The 17,938-nt window shown below is 44.0% G+C and carries 24 protein-coding genes; 19 read left to right on the forward strand and 5 right to left on the reverse strand.

Annotation, left to right across the window (positions count from 1 at the left end):
- Positions 1 to 207 precede the first annotated feature (207 nt).
- Positions 208 to 1,413, forward strand: a complete 1,206-nt coding sequence (locus tag DWB64_RS03445) for an FprA family A-type flavoprotein (RefSeq protein WP_129486793.1) — start codon at positions 208 to 210, stop codon at positions 1,411 to 1,413.
- Between the two features lie 83 nt (positions 1,414 to 1,496).
- On the opposite strand, the gene DWB64_RS03450 is transcribed toward DWB64_RS03445, so the two are convergent.
- Together DWB64_RS03450 and DWB64_RS03455 are read right to left on the reverse strand one after the other, a co-directional pair.
- Entirely contained in the window at positions 1,497 to 1,799 is a 303-nt protein-coding gene (locus DWB64_RS03450; RefSeq protein WP_129486794.1) for a hypothetical protein, read from the reverse strand.
- 10 nt (positions 1,800 to 1,809) lie between these two features.
- A complete protein-coding gene (locus tag DWB64_RS03455; protein WP_129486795.1) occupies positions 1,810 to 2,832 on the reverse strand; it encodes an FAD:protein FMN transferase in 1,023 nt (340 codons plus the stop codon).
- 141 nt (positions 2,833 to 2,973) lie between these two features.
- On the opposite strand from DWB64_RS03455, the gene DWB64_RS03460 reads away from it, so the two are divergent.
- The 14 genes from DWB64_RS03460 to DWB64_RS03525 all read left to right on the forward strand — a co-directional run bounded on the left by DWB64_RS03460 (position 2,974) and on the right by DWB64_RS03525 (position 14,073).
- Positions 2,974 to 3,354: a NusG domain II-containing protein gene (locus tag DWB64_RS03460; protein WP_129486796.1), complete on the forward strand. Its 381-nt coding sequence runs from the start codon at positions 2,974 to 2,976 to the stop codon at positions 3,352 to 3,354.
- Between the two features lies 1 nt (position 3,355).
- The gene (locus DWB64_RS03465; RefSeq protein WP_164980211.1) at positions 3,356 to 4,396 is read left to right on the forward strand and encodes a DNA polymerase IV; all 1,041 of its coding nucleotides are present in this window, start codon (positions 3,356 to 3,358) and stop codon (positions 4,394 to 4,396) included.
- Positions 4,397 to 4,482: 86 nt separating this feature from the next.
- Positions 4,483 to 5,076 (forward strand): aminodeoxychorismate/anthranilate synthase component II, encoded by a 594-nt coding sequence (locus DWB64_RS03470; protein ID WP_129486798.1) that lies wholly within the window; start codon positions 4,483 to 4,485, stop codon positions 5,074 to 5,076.
- The gene (gene pabB, locus DWB64_RS03475) at positions 5,063 to 6,430 is read left to right on the forward strand and encodes an aminodeoxychorismate synthase component I (RefSeq protein ID WP_129486799.1); all 1,368 of its coding nucleotides are present in this window, start codon (positions 5,063 to 5,065) and stop codon (positions 6,428 to 6,430) included. The genes DWB64_RS03470 and pabB overlap by 14 nt, the downstream gene beginning before the upstream one ends.
- The gene (locus tag DWB64_RS03480; RefSeq protein WP_129486800.1) at positions 6,408 to 7,190 is read left to right on the forward strand and encodes an aminotransferase class IV; all 783 of its coding nucleotides are present in this window, start codon (positions 6,408 to 6,410) and stop codon (positions 7,188 to 7,190) included. Before pabB ends, DWB64_RS03480 begins: the two co-directional genes overlap by 23 nt.
- On the forward strand, positions 7,187 to 7,906 hold the full coding sequence (locus DWB64_RS03485) for a hypothetical protein (RefSeq protein WP_129486801.1): 720 nt from the start codon (positions 7,187 to 7,189) through the stop codon (positions 7,904 to 7,906). Before DWB64_RS03480 ends, DWB64_RS03485 begins: the two co-directional genes overlap by 4 nt.
- A 14-nt stretch (positions 7,907 to 7,920) precedes the next feature.
- The gene (gene folE / locus DWB64_RS03490; protein WP_129486802.1) at positions 7,921 to 8,490 is read left to right on the forward strand and encodes a GTP cyclohydrolase I FolE; all 570 of its coding nucleotides are present in this window, start codon (positions 7,921 to 7,923) and stop codon (positions 8,488 to 8,490) included.
- 2 nt (positions 8,491 to 8,492) lie between these two features.
- Positions 8,493 to 9,329 carry a dihydropteroate synthase gene (folP, locus tag DWB64_RS03495; RefSeq protein ID WP_129486803.1) on the forward strand — a complete coding sequence of 279 codons (837 nt, stop codon included), beginning with the start codon at positions 8,493 to 8,495 and terminating at the stop codon, positions 9,327 to 9,329.
- On the forward strand, positions 9,317 to 9,706 hold the full coding sequence (gene folB, locus DWB64_RS03500) for a dihydroneopterin aldolase (RefSeq protein ID WP_129486804.1): 390 nt from the start codon (positions 9,317 to 9,319) through the stop codon (positions 9,704 to 9,706). Before folP ends, folB begins: the two co-directional genes overlap by 13 nt.
- A complete protein-coding gene (gene folK, locus DWB64_RS03505) occupies positions 9,675 to 10,172 on the forward strand; it encodes a 2-amino-4-hydroxy-6-hydroxymethyldihydropteridine diphosphokinase (RefSeq protein WP_129486805.1) in 498 nt (165 codons plus the stop codon). The genes folB and folK overlap by 32 nt, the downstream gene beginning before the upstream one ends.
- Complete coding sequence (aroF, locus tag DWB64_RS03510) at positions 10,147 to 10,932, forward strand: 3-deoxy-7-phosphoheptulonate synthase (protein WP_129486806.1); 786 nt, start codon at positions 10,147 to 10,149, stop codon at positions 10,930 to 10,932. Before folK ends, aroF begins: the two co-directional genes overlap by 26 nt.
- A gap of 24 nt (positions 10,933 to 10,956) precedes the next feature.
- Positions 10,957 to 11,778 carry a YihY/virulence factor BrkB family protein gene (locus tag DWB64_RS03515; protein WP_129486807.1) on the forward strand — a complete coding sequence of 274 codons (822 nt, stop codon included), beginning with the start codon at positions 10,957 to 10,959 and terminating at the stop codon, positions 11,776 to 11,778.
- A gap of 532 nt (positions 11,779 to 12,310) precedes the next feature.
- Positions 12,311 to 13,582, forward strand: coding sequence for an SLC13 family permease (locus DWB64_RS03520; RefSeq protein WP_129486808.1), 1,272 nt, complete (start codon positions 12,311 to 12,313; stop codon positions 13,580 to 13,582).
- A gap of 8 nt (positions 13,583 to 13,590) precedes the next feature.
- Entirely contained in the window at positions 13,591 to 14,073 is a 483-nt protein-coding gene (locus tag DWB64_RS03525; protein ID WP_243118941.1) for a hypothetical protein, read from the forward strand.
- Between the two features lie 65 nt (positions 14,074 to 14,138).
- Here the strand turns inward: DWB64_RS03525 and DWB64_RS03530 are convergent, their stop codons facing one another.
- Positions 14,139 to 14,378 carry a hypothetical protein gene (locus DWB64_RS03530; RefSeq protein ID WP_129486809.1) on the reverse strand — a complete coding sequence of 80 codons (240 nt, stop codon included), beginning with the start codon at positions 14,376 to 14,378 and terminating at the stop codon, positions 14,139 to 14,141.
- A 127-nt stretch (positions 14,379 to 14,505) separates the two neighbouring features.
- Between DWB64_RS03530 and DWB64_RS03535 the strand changes: the two genes are divergently transcribed.
- Together DWB64_RS03535 and DWB64_RS03540 are read left to right on the forward strand one after the other, a co-directional pair.
- Complete coding sequence (locus tag DWB64_RS03535; protein WP_129486810.1) at positions 14,506 to 14,988, forward strand: hypothetical protein; 483 nt, start codon at positions 14,506 to 14,508, stop codon at positions 14,986 to 14,988.
- Between the two features lie 63 nt (positions 14,989 to 15,051).
- On the forward strand, positions 15,052 to 15,534 hold the full coding sequence (locus DWB64_RS03540) for a dihydrofolate reductase (protein ID WP_129486811.1): 483 nt from the start codon (positions 15,052 to 15,054) through the stop codon (positions 15,532 to 15,534).
- Between the two features lie 25 nt (positions 15,535 to 15,559).
- On the opposite strand, the gene DWB64_RS03545 is transcribed toward DWB64_RS03540, so the two are convergent.
- Entirely contained in the window at positions 15,560 to 15,976 is a 417-nt protein-coding gene (locus DWB64_RS03545; protein ID WP_129486812.1) for a hypothetical protein, read from the reverse strand.
- Between the two features lie 72 nt (positions 15,977 to 16,048).
- Between DWB64_RS03545 and DWB64_RS03550 the strand changes: the two genes are divergently transcribed.
- Positions 16,049 to 16,858, forward strand: a complete 810-nt coding sequence (locus DWB64_RS03550) for an aminotransferase class IV (RefSeq protein ID WP_129486813.1) — start codon at positions 16,049 to 16,051, stop codon at positions 16,856 to 16,858.
- Here the strand turns inward: DWB64_RS03550 and DWB64_RS03555 are convergent.
- Positions 16,844 to 17,272 carry a universal stress protein gene (locus DWB64_RS03555; RefSeq protein ID WP_129486814.1) on the reverse strand — a complete coding sequence of 143 codons (429 nt, stop codon included), beginning with the start codon at positions 17,270 to 17,272 and terminating at the stop codon, positions 16,844 to 16,846. The genes DWB64_RS03550 and DWB64_RS03555 overlap by 15 nt on opposite strands.
- Before the next feature lie 64 nt (positions 17,273 to 17,336).
- Here DWB64_RS03555 and DWB64_RS03560 point away from each other — a divergent pair, with 64 nt between their 5' ends.
- Positions 17,337 to 17,864, forward strand: coding sequence for a Gx transporter family protein (locus tag DWB64_RS03560; RefSeq protein ID WP_129486815.1), 528 nt, complete (start codon positions 17,337 to 17,339; stop codon positions 17,862 to 17,864).
- Positions 17,865 to 17,938 lie beyond the last annotated feature (74 nt).

Consider the following 17,938-nt stretch of genomic DNA (forward strand, 5'->3'; position numbering starts at 1 on the left):
ACCCGCTTAGTGGATAAAACCGTCTGGTTAACCAGCAGATGCGACCGAAGCGGGTGAGAGGCCTTCTTTTTACGAATATGTAAACTATAAGGTAGGACTATCTCGGTTATTAGGTTTACCCGCCACTATAAATTGGGTATAATAAAATGGGAAAACGTCGTGCTATCGGCACGGTCATATAAAGACGACTTTTAAGGAGGAACTAGAATGGACTGCAGAGTGCCAATTACTGAAAAAATCCATTGGATCGGTGTCAATGATAGGGAAACAACCCTGTTCGAAAACTTTTGGCCGCTTGAAAAAGGTGTTGCGTATAACTCGTATCTGATCGATGATGAAAAGGTAGTGCTCGTCGATACGGTCAAGTTCAACAAGACGGACCAATACATCGATAAGATCAAAGAGATCATTGGCGATAAACAGGTGGATTACCTGATCGTCAATCACATGGAGCCAGATCATTCCGGTTCGATGCTTGCGATTATCGCTAACTACCCCAATATCAAAATTGTAGGTAACAAAAAAACATTTACCTTCATTGAAAACTTCTACAGCATCGATAGCAAGTACTTTTATGAAATCGGTGAAGGCGACGTGCTCGATATAGGTCACCATAAGCTTAAGTTCTACCTGACTCCGATGATTCACTGGCCTGAAACCATGATGACATTCGATGAGACATCCGGCGCCTTGTTCTCTATGGACGCCTTCGGTGGTTTCGGAGCTCTAGATGGTGGCATATTCGACGATGAGATCAATTATCTTGAAAATTTCCAGGATGAGACAAGACGTTATTACTCGAATATCGTAGCAAAGTATTCGCCGATCGTGCAGGGCGCGTTAAAAAAACTGGGTAAGCTTGATATCAAAATGATTTGTCCTACCCATGGTCCTATCTGGAGAACCAATCCGAGTAAGATCATCGATCTTTATGACAAATGGTCGCGTCATGAGGCGGAGGAAGGCGTTGTCATCGTCTACTCCACCATGTATGGCAATACTGCGAAGATGGCTGACTATGTCGGTAGAATCATTTCTGAGAACGGCGTCAAGAACGTCAGGATATACGATGCTTCAAAAACACACCTTTCGTACATCATCTCGGATATTTGGAGATTCAAAGGCGTTATTTTAGGGTCGTGCGCCTATAATTCTCACATCTTCCCTGCGATGGAAGCCGTGATCAACAAGATCGAACATGTAAAGTTGAAGAACCGTTTCTTAGGAGTCTTCGGTAACAAATCATGGTCTGGCGGTGGTGTCAGCACACTTGATAAGTTCGCAGAGACGATCCAATGGGAAAAAATCGGTGAATCGGTTGAGGCGACTTCAACAGCGAAGCAAAAAGAGTTCGACCTGCTTAAGGCAATGGGCCAGGAAATGGCTGCAAGAGTCATTGCAGAGCCGAAATAAGTCATAAACAAATAGGAAAAGCCGTTTGAACACGATCTAGTTTCAAACGGCTTTTTAGTGTTTTAATGCTGGTGGAGGCTTGGCTAGAGCATCCTTTCAAAATCGATTCCATGAACCTCGATCATCGATAACATAAACAGCTTGTTATAGTCGAAGATAAGCTCGTCGTTCAGGATAGGCGCATCGCGGTCGACGTAGAACTTTATATCGTCTTTAAGATAAAGCGTGTAGGATCCCAGTTCTTTGTCGGATGGGGCACCTTCTGTGGCTTTAGGTGTTCCAACAGCGCAGCAGTTGCTTCTTTTTTTGATGATATCCACGGTGATGCTGTCAAGTCTCTTGCTTTCAAGGTATTCCTTTAATTTAGGTTTGATGATGATATTCATGAAATTCTCCTTATCTGACTACTTCAAAACTTTCGTCGATGAGTTTGAATGTTTCCTTAATGCCGCTGCTCAGGTAGATTTTTAAGTCACTTGTGATAAATAGCGCTTCAATAGTAGGAAGCGATTCGATAAGCGCGAGCCCGTCCTCTAAACCCCTTGCGAAGACGAGGGTTGAAAACGCATCGCCGTCAACGCCGTTTGGAGTGATGATTGAAGCGGCTGTCAAGTCGTTGTCGATAGGGTAGCCGGTACTTGGATCTAGGATATGGTGGTACTTGATGTCTCCTAGGGTCATAAACCTCTCGTAGCTCCCCGAAGTGACGATGGAGCTATCAGAAAGTGGTAAAATGCCTAAGTAGAGACCTCTTGTCTCATCGGGGTTCTGTACGCCGATGTTCCACTGGGTGCCATCAATCTTGGTGCCCATGGTGAGTATGTTGCCACCATAGTTGATGATCGCATCTTTGATACCATGTTCGAGTAGGGCGTCTCTTGTAAGATCCGAGGCATAACCCTTGGCGATCGCACCAAGGTCGATCTGCATGCCTTTTGTCGTCAGGAACACACTGGTTGACTCCTCATCGAGGACGATGTTCTTATAGTCGATTAAAGGAAGCACCGCGTCAATTTCAGTTTGGTCTGGCAAACGGGCCGTATCGGTTCCTATGCCCCATAAGGAAACCAGAGATCCGATAGAAATATCGAATTTACTGTCGATTACGCTATAGTCGAGCGCCTTTTCGATCAGATCATAGGTCTGTTGTGATACGGCGACCGGCGCGATTCCTGCCTGGCTGTTGATACGATTGATTTCAGAAGTGTCGATATTCATGCTCATGGTCTGGTCGATGTTATCAAGCGTTGACCAGATTTCATCGTAAATCGACTGGTCCAGTTTTCCATAAGTGGTGAGCTGGACCTGGGTGTAAAGATAAAAGGCCGTCTCGGTATGGAGAGGTTTGTTGCCGCAACCGCTCAAAAGCAGTGAAAAAGCAATTAAAAGAGTGAAGATACTGTAAATATTACGTTTCATGTTGTCCTCCGGTGTTTTGGTATCTATAATGATTATAAAGGGTTTTCATGTATTTGGCTATGGCATTGGGGAGTACGATGGAAAACAGTGAGTAAATTGATCCCATAAAATAAAATCAAAAATACGGTTTAGAGGTAGACAATGAAAAAAGGCGACATCATCATCATCATAGCTGCGATCCTACTTGCGGCGGCATTATACTTAGGATTCGACCTACTGGTCCCGCAGGACGGTCAAAGGGAGGTCGTCATCAAATCAGAAGGCGTCGAAGTGACAAGACTTGCTGTCGATGCGACAACCAGTGCGAGTTACACGGTGGAAAACAGTTATGGCGATAACACGATTTACGTTGAAGGCCTGAGTGTGCACATGCATGAGGCGTCCTGTAAAAATCAGGTCTGTGTGACAGACGGTGAAATTGATAAGATCGGACAGTCGCTTGTGTGTCTTCCAAACAGGGTGACTGTTGAAATAGTCGGTAAGCAGGATGAAGAACCCGAAGTGGACGGAGTGAGTTATTGACATGAGAAAGATCATTCATATGGATATGGATGCTTTTTTCGCAGCGGTGGAGCAGCTTGATCATCCCGAATATCGCGGCAAGCCTGTCATAGTGGGTGGTGTCGGTGAAAGAGGCGTTGTGGCTACTGCGAGTTATGAAGCCAGAAAATTCGGCATCCATTCGGCGATGCCTGGATTCAGGGCGAAAAAACTTTGTCCCAATGGAATATTCGTAAGGGGCAGCTACGAGCGGTACACCGAGCTGTCAAAGCAAGTGTTCGATATCCTATCAAGGTATACTGACCATATCGAGCAGGTATCCATCGACGAGGCCTATCTCGACGTATCAGACGTAGAGGACGCCTACGCGCTTGCTTGTGCGATGAAACATGCGATCATCATGGAAACGGGACTCACCGCCTCATTTGGCGTATCCTATAATAAATTTCTTGCAAAACTAGGCTCCGATTGGAATAAACCCAATGGAATCAAAGTCATCAACGAGGAGGATGTTCCAGAAATTCTGAAGCCGCTTCCGATAAGAAAAGTGCATGGTCTCGGAAAGAAAAGTGTCGAAAGGCTGAACCGGATCGGAATCTTCACCATAGAGGATCTGTTGATCTACGACGAGTCTTTTCTGACCGAGTTTATCGGAGGATTCGGTAAGGCCATCTACTGGAGAATACGTGGAGTGGATGACCGTCCTGTCGGAGAAATGACAAAACGGAAATCCTACGGAAAAGAAACCACCTTTAGCGAAGATATCTTGGAGGAGCCGGTACTCATAGAGCAGCTGCAAAGGTTCTCTCTTAAGATTGCAAGCTACCTCTCAAGAAAGTCCCTGGTGGCGAATACGGTCACATTGAAGTATAAGACCTTTGACTTTCAAAGCCATACAAGATCAAAGACGGTTTACAACTATATAAGGACATGCGAAGAGCTGATGGCAGTGGCGATGGACCTGCTTAAGTCCGAACCCATCGATAAGCCGATCAGGCTGATCGGCCTTACCGTCAGCAATTTGGAACCGGAAGATCAAGTACAGATCAGTCTGCTTGACTGACCACTCCATATACTATTATTTTACGCTTTATAGACGGAGCGTTGTTAAACTGTCCAAGGATATAAATTCATTTCAAGGAGCAAGACATGATTCTAATGATAGATAATTACGATTCCTTCACCTACAATCTGGTACACTACTTGGAGCAGATGGATCAGGAGGTGATCGTAAAAAGAAACGACAAGATCACACTGGATGAAATCAGTCTCTTAAACCCATCGGTCATCGTACTTTCTCCTGGTCCCTGTACGCCAAACGAGTCAGGTATCTGCCTTGCTGTAGTGGACAGGTTTGCAGGCAAAATACCCATTTTGGGAATCTGTCTTGGCCATCAGACCATCGCCCAGTATTACGGGGCCACCGTCATAGAGGCGGATGAGCCTATTCATGGCAAGGTATTTGAAATCAGCCATGATGGAAGGGGTATCTTCATCGGTTTGAAGTCACCGCTTAAGGTGACCAGATACCACTCTCTGACGGTTGATGTGAAGACGCTCCCTGATTGTCTCGAAATCACATCTCAGACAGAAGACGGACTGATCATGGGCCTGAGGCATAATACCTATGACATCGAATCCGTTCAGTTTCATCCAGAAGCGGTTCTCACGGAGTACGGTAAGGAGATGTTGTCAAACTTTATAACAAAAGGTGTTCAAAGGTGTCTAAATGAAACTGATTGAGATAAATAGAAGTATTGTCCCCGAGGCCGCATACTGGTGTATCAAGGATATGGAAAAAGCCTTTTGGCTGGATAGCGGCATGGATGAGGGGCGTCTAGGCAGATACAGTTTTATCGGCGCCGGTCCTACGGGGTATTTCAAGATCGATAGGTCCGAAGGTGTCAGTTCTGACTTTGACAAATGCAACATCAAAGGGCTGGACCCTTTTGTATCGCTATCGATGTGGCTTGAAGGCAAAAGACTCGACGCTAGACATGAGATTCCCTTCTTAGGTGGTGCGGTGGGCTATTTCAGCTACGACATGAAAAATCTGATAGAAGACCTGCCAAGAACGGCTGTGGAGGATATCGACCTTCCGCTTTGCGAGCTTTATCATTACGAGTGGACCTACATTTTTGACCACCTGACTGAAAGGGCCTATGTCGGAAGCTATGACGACCAGGCGGATCTTAAAGCTGTCGCAGGATTGTTTGACGACAAGGTGGGTGTGGAAGTGGTAGACGGTCCCTTCATCAAAAGCGAACTGACGTCCAATATGAGCCACGAGTCATATATCAAGGCCATTGAATCGGTGAAATCCTACATTAAGGCCGGAGATATCTATCAGATCAACTATACACAACGATTCAGCGCGCAGTTCTGTTCGGACGAGACGTCGCTTTATTATCAGCTTAGAAGAAGAAACCCCGCACCTTTTGCCGCCTACTTGAAATACGACGGCTATTCGGTGCTCTCAAGCTCACCCGAGCGTTTTGTCAAATTGATCGGGGATCAGGTCGAAACAAGACCCATCAAGGGTACAGTGAAAAGAGGCTTGACACTTGAAGAGGATGACAAGAATCGAAAATGGCTTGAAAACAGCGAAAAGGATCATGCTGAGCTCTTAATGATCGTGGATCTTGAAAGAAACGATCTTTCTAAAATCGCTGCAAAGGGAAGTGTCGAGGTACCGCAGCTATTTCAAATCGAAACCTATCCGACAGTCTTCCATCTTGTGTCCACAGTGACCGCGACGCTTAGTGAAAAGAAAACCGCGGTAGATGTGATAAAAGCGGCCTTTCCGGGTGGTTCGATCACCGGCGCGCCTAAAATCAGAGCCATGCAGGTGATCGACGAGCTTGAGCCCACTGCGAGGAATATCTATACAGGAAGCATAGGCTATATCTCGCAAAATGGCGACATGGACCTTAACATTGTCATCAGGACCATCCTCAGACATAAGGAACACGTGTACTACCAAGTGGGTGGTGGAATCGTCTGGGATTCGATTCCGGAATCCGAATTCGAAGAAACACTTGCAAAAGGTGTCGCCTTAAAAAGGACGTTATATCATGATTCTTCAATTAAAGCATAATAAATTTGCTAATTTAGAGGCTTTCCAGTTTGGAATGGGTATATTTGAAACAATGCTTGTAAAAAACGGAGTGGCGCTTGATTATGACGCCCATCTTGATCGGTTGAACCGTTCTCTTTCCTATTTTGGAGTTAGGGGTCATGTTGAAGCTGGGGAGGTTCAAGCCTTAATGTCCCAACGCTTACAAAGCGTAAGCGGTTCAGAGGATGATTGTTCCGTTGTCAAGTTGATCGCCTATCTGGAAGGTGAAGACGCCTATCTGGATGTCGTTGAAAAAAACTATCCCTACACTATCGAAAAATTGAACGGCTGCTTCAAAATATCCCTATCATGGGCTATGCAGACAACGACAAATGAGCTCAATTACCATAAGACGACAAATTACTTTGAGCGCCTCAGACTTTTGAGAGAGGCGAATAGACAAGGCTTTGACGAAGTGGTCAGACTCAATGAGTTTCAACAGGTGGCAGAAGGGGCGAAAACGAACATTTTTATCAAGAAAGACGGTATATGGTTCACTCCTTCGCTTGAGTCCGGTATCTTACCGGGTATTGCTAGAGAGTACTTTATTGGTATAATGAAACAGCAAGGGGTTCCGATTATTGAAACGGTTATCACTAAAGAGGAACTGCATACAGCGGATAAAATAGCACTTTCAAATAGCCTGATCGGTCTGGTCGAAGCAACATTGACGGACTTAAAGGGCGCTGACACCGAAATCGGTCAGCTACGAAATACTTATTTTGGGAGGATTAAATGAAAGACGTTAAATTGATTTTGAATGATGTGGTAGAAGAGTTGAAATCAGATGCGAATGTTCTAAGCATATCGCTCATAGGCAGTGCTTCAACAAGGCCTGACTCCCTTGATAAGGTCAGTGATATCGACTTATTTGTAGTAAAGGAAGTATCAAGCGGTTTTGAAAGGGAAGTCAGGATTGTCTCTGGTAAGGAGTTTGACATCTCCTACATTGATGTGGACGACCTTAATAAACTGATCATCAAGGACAATCACTTCTGGATCAATATTCTTTCAAGAGCGAAACATCTCTTTAAAAGAAATACGTTGATCGAGGGTTATTTTCAGCTGGCCAACAAGATCTATATGAACGGTCCCACTCCGCTTTCTGAAAGTGATATCAAGTACATCCGTTTTAAAATGACAAAAAAACTTGAAGATCTTGAGCACAGAATGGATAAATCGGTTGTGTTCCAGTATTTAGCCGGTGTATACCTGCCACAGATACTCGCGTCGTACTTTAAACTTCAGAACACGTGGGTACCGCGAGATAAAAAAATGATTGATTTACTGTTTGATGTTGATTTAATATTGTATGAGTTGGTAAAAGGATCATACAAAGCGGAAACTTCAAAAGAGCACCTGCGTCTTATCGACGATATCGTGATTTATATTTTAAAACCATATGGTGGCAAATTAGCACAACTTGACCGTTGTCACCTGCCAATTTACGAATAAAAGAGGAAATAGACATGGATAAACCAAGAATTGAACGTGCCGTAAGAGAAATACTAGAAGCGATGGGGGAAGATCCGGATCGTGAAGGTCTTGTCGATACGCCTAAGCGAATTGCCAAGATGTATGAAGAGATTTTCGCCGGACTCAACGAGGATCCGGGTAAGCACCTAGAAGTCTTCTTCCAGGAAGAGCAGCACAGCGAGCTTGTACTTGTGAAGGACATTCCGTTTTACTCGACTTGCGAGCATCATTTTGCTCCTTTCTTCGGTAAGGCTCATGTCGGATACATCCCTAAGGATGGTCGCTTGACCGGACTGTCAAAACTTGCCAGGGTGGTGGAAACCGTCGCAAGAAGACCTCAACTTCAAGAGCGACTGACATCTACTATCGCTGATACGCTAGTGGACAAGCTCGATCCCTATGGAGTTATTGTCGTTGTCGAAGCAGAACATATGTGTATGACAATGCGCGGCGTGAAAAAGGCCGGATCTCAGACGATCACATCTGCCGTTCGAGGTACTCTTGAGAAAGATGCGAAATCAAGAGCGGAAGCGATGTCGCTTATTCAGTTTAGGAGTAGGTAGCAATGAAAGAAATACGTTTTAAGGACAGGACGCTCATGATCGGTGAGAGAACACTGATCATGGGAATCCTCAATGTGACTCCTGATTCCTTTTCGGACGGTGGCGACCATCACTTGCCGCAACTGGCTCTTAAGAGAGCTATGACGATGATCAGTGAAGGTGCCGATATCATTGATGTCGGTGGAGAGTCCACCCGACCTGGATCTGAACTCGTGACTGAGGCGGTTGAACTTGAAAGGGTGATCCCTGCTATCGAGCTGCTTTCAAGGCATACCGATGCGATCATTTCCATCGATACCTATAAGGCCGCAGTCGCAGACAAAGCGCTCTCCAAAGGTGCACATATCATCAACGATGTGTGGGGGTTTCAAAAAGACTTGGAAATAGCGGCAGTCGCAGCAGAGCATCAGGCGCTGAGCATATTGATGCACAACCAAGTCAACACGGAGTACCACATAGATATCCTGGATGAGATGAAGCGTTTTTTTGATGTTTCTATCAACCTGGCACTAAAGGCAGGACTTGATGAGTCTAGGATCATGTTGGATCCTGGAATAGGGTTCGGTAAAACGCCGGAGCAGAATATTCAAGTGATGTCCAGATTGAGTGAAGTGGTGGCGTGGGGGTATCCTGTACTGCTTGGAACCTCACGCAAGTCGATGATAGGAAAGATTCTCGACCTGCCTCCTAAAGAAAGAATAGAGGGAACGCTTGCTACAACCGCCCTTGGAATTCAAGCCGGTGTCGACATAGTAAGGGTTCATGACATAAAAGAAAATGTAAGGACAGCACTTGTATCCGACGCGATCGTCAGGGGGTATCAACCATGGATAAAATAGCAATATCCGGAATCAGAGTGATGGGAACCCACGGAGTGCTGGAATCTGAAAAGCAACTTGGCCAACCTTTTGAAGTGGACCTGGAGATGGTTGTGGACCTGACAGATGCCGGAGTATCCGATGACCTGTCAAAAACAATCAACTATGCGCTGATCTATACGATTGTAGAAGATGAAATCGGTAATAGATGTTATGACCTGATTGAAAAACTTTGCTACAAAATCGTTCAGAGGATTCTTGCCTTCGACCAGCGGATCGAGAAAACGCAAGTGACTGTCAAGAAGCCTAACGCTCCTATCTATGGACATTTTGACCATGCCAGCGTGACAATAAGAAGAGGAAGAAATGAGATCGATTTATCTGAGCTTAGGGAGTAACATGGGTGATAAGATAGCGCTTATCGATGAGGCTATTTTAAAAATTCAAGACCTTGGGATCGATCTGATCGCTAGGTCCAAGTATTATCAGAGCCTACCCCAGGGGTATGTTGAACAAGATGTGTTTGTCAACGTGAGTATTCTGATCGGCACCGAGTTGGAACCGGAACTTCTGCTAAAGGAGCTTCAGCGTATTGAACTGGAGCTCGACCGTAAAAGGGTCATCAGATGGGGGCCGCGAACAATTGATATTGACATCATTTGGATTGATGGGTATAGTAGCGATAGCGACTTTTTGACAGTGCCACATCCTCGAGCATTCGAAAGGGCATTTGTCGTGGGTCCGATGTACGACTTACCTATAAATGATGAGGCTTTAAAGCGGAACATGAGCTCAGCTTGGCCCAAAATAAAGGATCAAGGGATCCAGGAGTATTATTATGACTATAAGAGCGTTAAATCCTAAGGAAAAGACACAAGTAAAAATAAACGATATGATCATCGGTGGTAAAGAACCGATTATTTTCGCAGGTCCTTGTTCGGTTGAATCTGAAGAGCAGATTTTTTTGATCGCCAAAGAACTGAAACGGATCGGAGTACATTTTTTAAGAGGCGGAGTTTTTAAGCCAAGAACCAGTCCTTATGCTTTTCAGGGACTTGGAGAAGAGGGCCTTGTTTACATGTCTAGGGCTGCAAAGGTCTTTGAACTTCCTATCGTCACAGAAGTCATGCAGGAAAAAGACATCGAGCTTGTTTCAGAACATGCGGACATCCTTCAAATCGGTTCGCGAAATATGTATAATTATTCACTTTTAAAGGAAGTAGGGAGACTCAAAAAGCCTATTCTCCTAAAGCGAGGCATGTCTGCCACGATCAATGAATGGGTGCTTGCGGCAGAGTATATCGCTTCGATGGGCAATGACCAGATCATCCTTTGCGAGCGTGGAATAAGAACCTTTGACGACTATACAAGAAATACGCTGGATTTGGCTGCGGTTCCTATCATGCAGGCCGAAACCGGACTTCCTGTAATCGTCGATCCAAGCCATGGCACAGGAATAAGACAGCTGATCGAACCAATGAGTAAGGCTGCTCTCGCCTGCGGTGCGGACGGCCTGATGATAGAAGTTCACCCAGATCCCGACCACGCCCTGAGTGATGGACCCCAATCCATACCGCTGCATGATTTTGAAGGGTTGATCCGTCGAGTACTCAATAAAGCGTAAGCTGGTGCGTTTGAGGAGTAAATTATGACTTTTATTAAAGAAATGATGAAAAGGACGAATATGCATCATGTGACAGCATTCGCAGCGCAGATGGCATATTTTTTCTTTTTATCCGTTTTTCCATTTATCATTGTTTTTGTTACGATTGCAGGTAATATGCTTGATGTCTCTGAAGTGTCCAACTGGCTGATTGAGTTCAGAGGCATACCGGAAGCCATAAAGAAGCTTGTACTCGATTTTGTGGAAATCGCCAATCAAAGCCAATTGCCGATCGTGTCCACTTCTTTCTTGTTCATCCTATGGTCTACGAGCAAGGCTTATTATGCCATGTCCCATGCCTTTAACATCGCTTACGGAGCTAAGAGCTCGCCCAACTATTTGATTGAACGTGTGAAGGGGCTTGTCTATACCTTGATGCTTGTGATGGGGCTCTTAGGAGCGATTGTGCTACCGGTGTTCACAAAAAATGTCTTGACCGCTATTTTAGATCTTGTCAAGTTTCCCATTGAATGGGCCTTTGGCGCAGTCGTCCTGAAATGGGTGTTTTATGTGTTGTTTCTGTTTTCCATACTCAGCGGGACCTATTATGCGATCCCTTTCAGAAAGAGAAGCTTTAAAAGCATCTTGCCTGGAACCTTGTTCACCATGGTGGCGTGGTTTATCACAGCCAACGTCTTCAATCTGATCATTTTGAGATTCGCAAGGTTCTCACTTGTTTATGGAACCCTTGCAAGTGTTGCGATTGCAATGATTTGGCTTTATTTCATGTCAAGCAGCATGATCTATGGAGCTGAGATAAACGCCTTGATTGAAAAAAACAAAAATAAAATCAGTAAACCTGTTTAAACTGAATTGTACGGGGTAAATAGTTATTGAAGAATTCTTCTTCATGATAGCATAGCCATAGTTTATTGGTGAATTTAACTTATTGTGACCAAGAGTTTTCGAAACAAGTTTTAAGAAGTTAGTTTTGTGAAGTCAGTTTAGAGCTCGTACAAGTGAGATTTACTACGAGCGGGTAAAGAAACAAGTTTTTTGAAGTAAGTTTTAAGAAGTGAGTTTTTAGAAGTAGTTTTTTGAAGTATGTTTTGGAAGTACGTTTTGGAAGTTAATTAATTGAATAGAATGACTATGCTATCATTATTTGCAGGGGGGACCATTAGGTCCCCCCTTTTACCGTGCAATAGAGTAAAACGTTAAAGACACAATCATTTGTTTTCAATGGCATAGGGACCAGTAAGACATATAAAAAAATGTCTATGCTAAAAATTCTTAAATGATGAAAGAGTTTTAGAAAAACCCGGCTAACAAGTTGACAACCTTATTTCAGAGGAGTACTATGATTGAGGTTCTAAAAACAAGTTATGGGGGGCACCAAATGGAAAATCAGCTTATTGTCGGGGTAGCAATCTTTTGTATTACCTACTTATTAATCGTATCGGAGAAAGTGAATCGGACCTCGATCGCCATATTCGGAGCAGTGATGATGTTGGTTCTGAATGTCGAGATACAGGAAGTCGCATTTGAACATATAGATTTCAATACGATTTTTTTACTGGTAGGCATGATGATCATCGTCACGATTATGAAACGCACAGGCATATTTGAATACATGGCGATAAAGATCGCAAAAATAGCCAAAGGGGATCCTTGGAAAATCGTTTTTCTTTTTTCAATCCTGACAGGCGTATCATCCGCACTACTTGATAATGTGACAACGATCTTGCTTGTCGTTCCTGTGACGATCGTAATCGCAGAGACACTGCATCTCAATCCGATTCCATTTTTAATACCCGAAGTACTGATTGCCAATATCGGCGGTACTGCGACCCTTATCGGTGATCCACCCAATATCATGATCGGCAGCGCCACAGGACTTGGCTTCTTGGATTTCTTCGTAAACCTGGCTCCTGTCGTAGTTGTGATCGTAATTGTCAGTATGTTCATTTTGAAAAAAATATATAAGCAAAAGTTGGTCTGCGAGGAAAAATATAAGGACGAGATACTCTCGATGAACGAGCATTTGGCGATAAAGAACAAGCCGCTGCTTGTTAAAAGTCTGATTGTCCTATCTATCACGATCTTAGGATTCCTTTTGCATCAGTCATTGGGCTATGAATCCGCTACTGTCGCGCTCTTCGGCGCTGCGACCCTTCTTCTGTTCAGCAAGATTGATCCCGAAGAGATCTTGCATGAGGTGGAATGGCCGACGATTTTCTTCTTTGCGGCGCTTTTCATTTTGGTGGGAGCCTTAGAAGAAGTGGGGGTTATTGAATTCCTTGCTGAAAAAATGTTATCATTAACAAATGGGAACGAAATGGCCACTGTGCTGATCGTACTCTGGGTTTCTGCGATCGCGTCATCCTTCCTGGATAATATTCCATTTGTGGCGACGATGATTCCGCTGATCACCAATATGGGTGAGATATCTGGGATGAATGTGACTCCGCTGTGGTGGGCGCTCGCGCTTGGAGCATGCCTAGGCGGCAACGGTACCATGGTAGGCGCGTCTGCAAATGTAATTGTCGGCGGAATGCTTGAGAAGCATGGTTATAAGTTGAGTTTTGTCGACTTTATGAAGGTCGGTTTCCCGATTATGATCGTATCAGTGAGTATATCTACGGTATATATGATGGTTGTTTACTTATAGGAGGAGTCATGATGAGGAAGTTAATCGATGCGGAAGTGACACTACAGACGATGAAGCTCGTGCAAATGGGTGCGAAGGTTCAGGTAATTAGCAGTAAAATGTGTTATGTGAAATTTGATTTATCAGGATTCAAGGTAGAATACGCATATAACATCAATAAGCACGGCAATTACTTTTTAGAACGTATCGCCCCTTATCCGCTGCCGCTTAGGGAGTTCGATAGGGAAGAAGCCGTCATCGACATCATAGCGATCGATCTTGAGCAGTTTAAAAACGCGATAAAGAGTCATAACATTGAAGATTTCATCAATATCAATAGAAAACTGACACAGACGATCAAGAAATTTGAAGACCTGTTCCTGTATTACAATGTGCCAACGGTTGAAAACGAACTGATTTTCAACAAGCTTCAGGAAATAGACGACGAAATCGAACTGGTAAAACGTACGGCTCAAAGGATTTACTTCAAAAAAGAGCCAGAGAACCTTTAAAAAACATATAAATAATTTAAAAACCCTGCATGCCGCGTTAGATTACGTGGCATGCAGGGTTTTTCCTATTGCTTTCGCATTACAAAGATTGTGTATGCTACAAACGCGGTTGCCAGCATCACAAGCAGCAGGTTGTGGAACAGCGCCGGTAGTTCTACGACAACTATTGTCGACCAAATCATAAATGCTGCGATGATGCCTGTGATCATTCTCATGATTCTGGTGCCCACCGTCTCTTTATTCGATCGCTCTCCTCTGCTTGCCTTTACTTTCTCGCTATACTTCACCAAGTCGAATTTCGCCATGTTTGTCCCTCCATAGCTAAATTATGAGGAATATTCAGAAAAAAAGCAAGGCATATTATTAAAGCTGTGGTTGCAAGGACAATATTGGGTATAGCATAAATAAGTCAATAAGAAGGGGGAATGAAAAATGTCTGTACACTATGGTTACAACTATAAGCTTGCTTTGATTAAAAAACTCAAGTCCATGTATGGAAAAGAACTGGAGCACTTGGAATTCGAAAGAGCTCAAAGAGCGCAGCTTGACGAGGCGGAGGATCTGATTTTGTCCTTCTTTGGCGCTTCAAAAGATGAACTCCTGGAACTTGAGGTCGCTTCTGTGGGAGAGGTGCTCTATCAAGAGTATGAAGACGATTATATCGTCAGATTGACCATTCACGAGAATTATATTCAGTTTACAAGAAAACCGACTGCCATCGAAATTGAACTTGGACAATGGAACGAGGAAGACCAGCATGCGGAATCAAGCGTGGTAGCCTATATCATTCCTGGTGAAAAGAAGTGTAAACTCAAAAAAATCGGTAAGGTCCATGATGGGTCGAATTTTGACGAAAATGTGATCAACAGTTATGTGAGACAAGCATTCGAGTCGATTTTAGAACCGGACAACTAGACAAACCACAATGGTGTGTGATATAAAGTAAGGGTTCTTAAATTTGAAACAGAAGGAGCGACCATGACCTTATCACACATAGTAGCCGTTTCAAAAAACGGCGTCATTGGAAATAAAAACGATATACCTTGGCAGATTCCAGGCGAATTGGAGCGATTTAAAGCATTGACCATGAACCGTACGGTCATCATGGGAAGAAAAACCTATGAGTCCCTGCCTAAAAAACTTATCGGCAGGGAGATAATCGTAGTTTCAGCCACACTTGAAGCCACAAAGGACTACAGGGTGGCAAGGTCTGTCAGCCAAGCCCTTGAGCTTACGACAGGCCTTGAGGAAGTGTTCATCGCAGGAGGCGGACAGCTCTATCTGCATACGGTGGACCTGGTGGACCGGATCTATTACACGCATGTACATGAGCATGTCGAAGGAGACGTCACTTATCCCTTGCACGTTTTAGATGGTTTCAATAAGGTGTATGAAGAGTACGTGAAGGCGAACATCGATTATACCTATGCCACATATGAACGCAAAAAAGAACACCTGTGATTAAGGTGTTCTTTTCAATTCGTTGTTATTTCAGTATGCTGTAATGAAGCTCATCGTCCCCGATGATCCAAGTGCCGTTAAAATGGCTTCTAAGGGTATTTAGGCTTGAATCAAGTAATTGCCTGAACTCGATGGCTTTATCATTGTATAGGGGGGATTCGCCCTTTAGCTTTAGGAATACGTCGTAACAGTATTCTGTTTCTTCGGTCGTCTGCATGATATGGACTTCGAGCTCCAGGGGATGATCCTTGATCTCTATTTGGTATCTCGCCTTACCTGAAAAAAAAGCGTTGTTCTCAAAAGGTGAGATCGTCCCTTTGATTTTGACCGATCCCGCAGAGCAGGTCTCAAAAAAATGCTGTAGGCTCCGCTCATTGTCAAAACTGCTTTTGATCTTGTTGAAGTCGGTGTTGACTCTTGTCTTGCAAAGTATAAAATTCAAACTATCACCTCAATTGTTTTTTAAGCCGGATTCGTGTACTATATAGTATGAGAATAAGAAAAAGAGGAAACTATGTCAATCAATCATATTATACTTAATGGAACAGTTATTACGCAAGATGAATATAACGAGGAGCTATGCGTGTTTTATGAGGTGGTTCGTGTAAAAAACCGCGCGCTCATGTTTTTGGAAGACCATATCATAAGGCTCAACCATTCACTCATGCTTGCAGGTATAGACCTGATGATCACAGTCGAAAATGTCAAGTCGGACCTTGCGAAGTTGTTTTCTGTAGATGGCATCAGGAATCAAAATGTAAAATACGCGGTGAGCGTTCAAGGCGACCTGTTGACAACGGCGCTCTACTATACCAAATCCACTTATCCCCATTTGGACGCATACAAAAAAGGTGTCTCGGTTAAAACAGTTTCATTTGAAAGAGAACACCCTGAGATAAAACAGTTGACTACTGGCATGCAGGCGATCAGAGAAAGCCTTTTGGAAGATGACGCATATGAGTATCTGCTGGTCGATCATGAGGACACTATTTTGGAAGGCACGAGAACAAACGTGTTCTTTGTCAAAGACGGTCAGGTGATTACAGCGGATACGCATAAGGTGTTAGGCGGTATTACAAGACATCATGTGGCCGACCTGGCAAGACGCGACTACCTTCTTGTGGAGTCTGCGCTCCCTTTAAAGTCCTTGTCTCAGATAGAGGCTGTCTTCCTTACAGGAACGTCGATCGGCGTATTGCCGGTAAGCTGTGTGGATGATATGCCTTATGATTCAGCTTGTCATCCTGTAGTCTTGTCGCTAAAAGAAGCCTATGAAAAGTGTGCCCAGGACTATATCTTATCTCATCAGTTACCGAACGATTAAAACTGTAACTTTAGCATGATGCACCACTTTGTTGGTGACGCTGCCAAGTAAGAAACGCTTAAATGCCTTCATGCCGTGGGTACACATGATGATCGCATCGCATTCGTATTCGTCTGCGGCCTCAAGGATGGCATGCGCCGGATCACCGATGGAAAATTCGGTGGTTACCTTGAAGGGAACATCGGTAAAATAGTTGGACGCGTGCGCCAAAATTTCTTGCGCGATCTTTTCAGGGTCGATCTGAGGCTGGTTGTAAGCGACAGGGTCGTTCACCCAAGCGATGGATGGCGCAATATCCTGAGCGTTAAAAAGAATTACTTCTGATTGGAATTTGCTAGCGATGTTTTTCACATAATCAATTGATTTTTGACACGTTATGGTACCATCGATCGGTACGAGAATTTTAGTAAACATATCATCACCCCTTTGTTATTGTATACCCGAACTACTATCGTACAAACGGGGTAAAGGAGTTAATATGAGACAGAATAAGACAAAAAAACTAGTACTTTTGGCAATGTTCATTGGAATCGCATTGATGCTCAACTATTTCGAAAGGTTTATTCCGATCGCGATCACAATACCCGGTGTTAAGCTTGGACTATCGAATGTGGTCTCGCTTGTAGCCTTAAGTCTGTTCGGCTTTTACGAAGTGCTGGTACTCGTCATTTTAAGGACGCTCCTGAGCGCGACGTTTTATGGAAGCATTTCTGCAATGATGTTCTCGATGGCCGGCGGCATATTCAGCCTGGTGGCCATGTGGAGTCTTTACAGATATAGGGGCAAGTGGATTTCGACAATCGGTATCAGCGTGGCTGGAGCGGTCTTTCATAATATCGGGCAAGTCAGTGTCGCTGTTTTGATCTTAAAAAGCGCCGCAATCTATGCTTACCTTCCCATGTTACTTGTTTCTGCGATCATCACCGGTGTTTTGATAGGTGTGGTTGCAGATAAGACAATCAATGTGATGGGAACGCATGCTAAAAGTTATCTGCCTAAAAATTAGTGCAAGATTAGAAAGTTCATTTGGGAAGCCTGGAACACCTAGAAATAGGTGTTCTTGTTTTTGCTTAGATTAGA

The sequence above is a fragment of the Fusibacter sp. A1 genome, from assembly GCF_004125825.1.
Lineage (GTDB): Bacteria > Bacillota > Clostridia > Peptostreptococcales > Acidaminobacteraceae > QQWI01.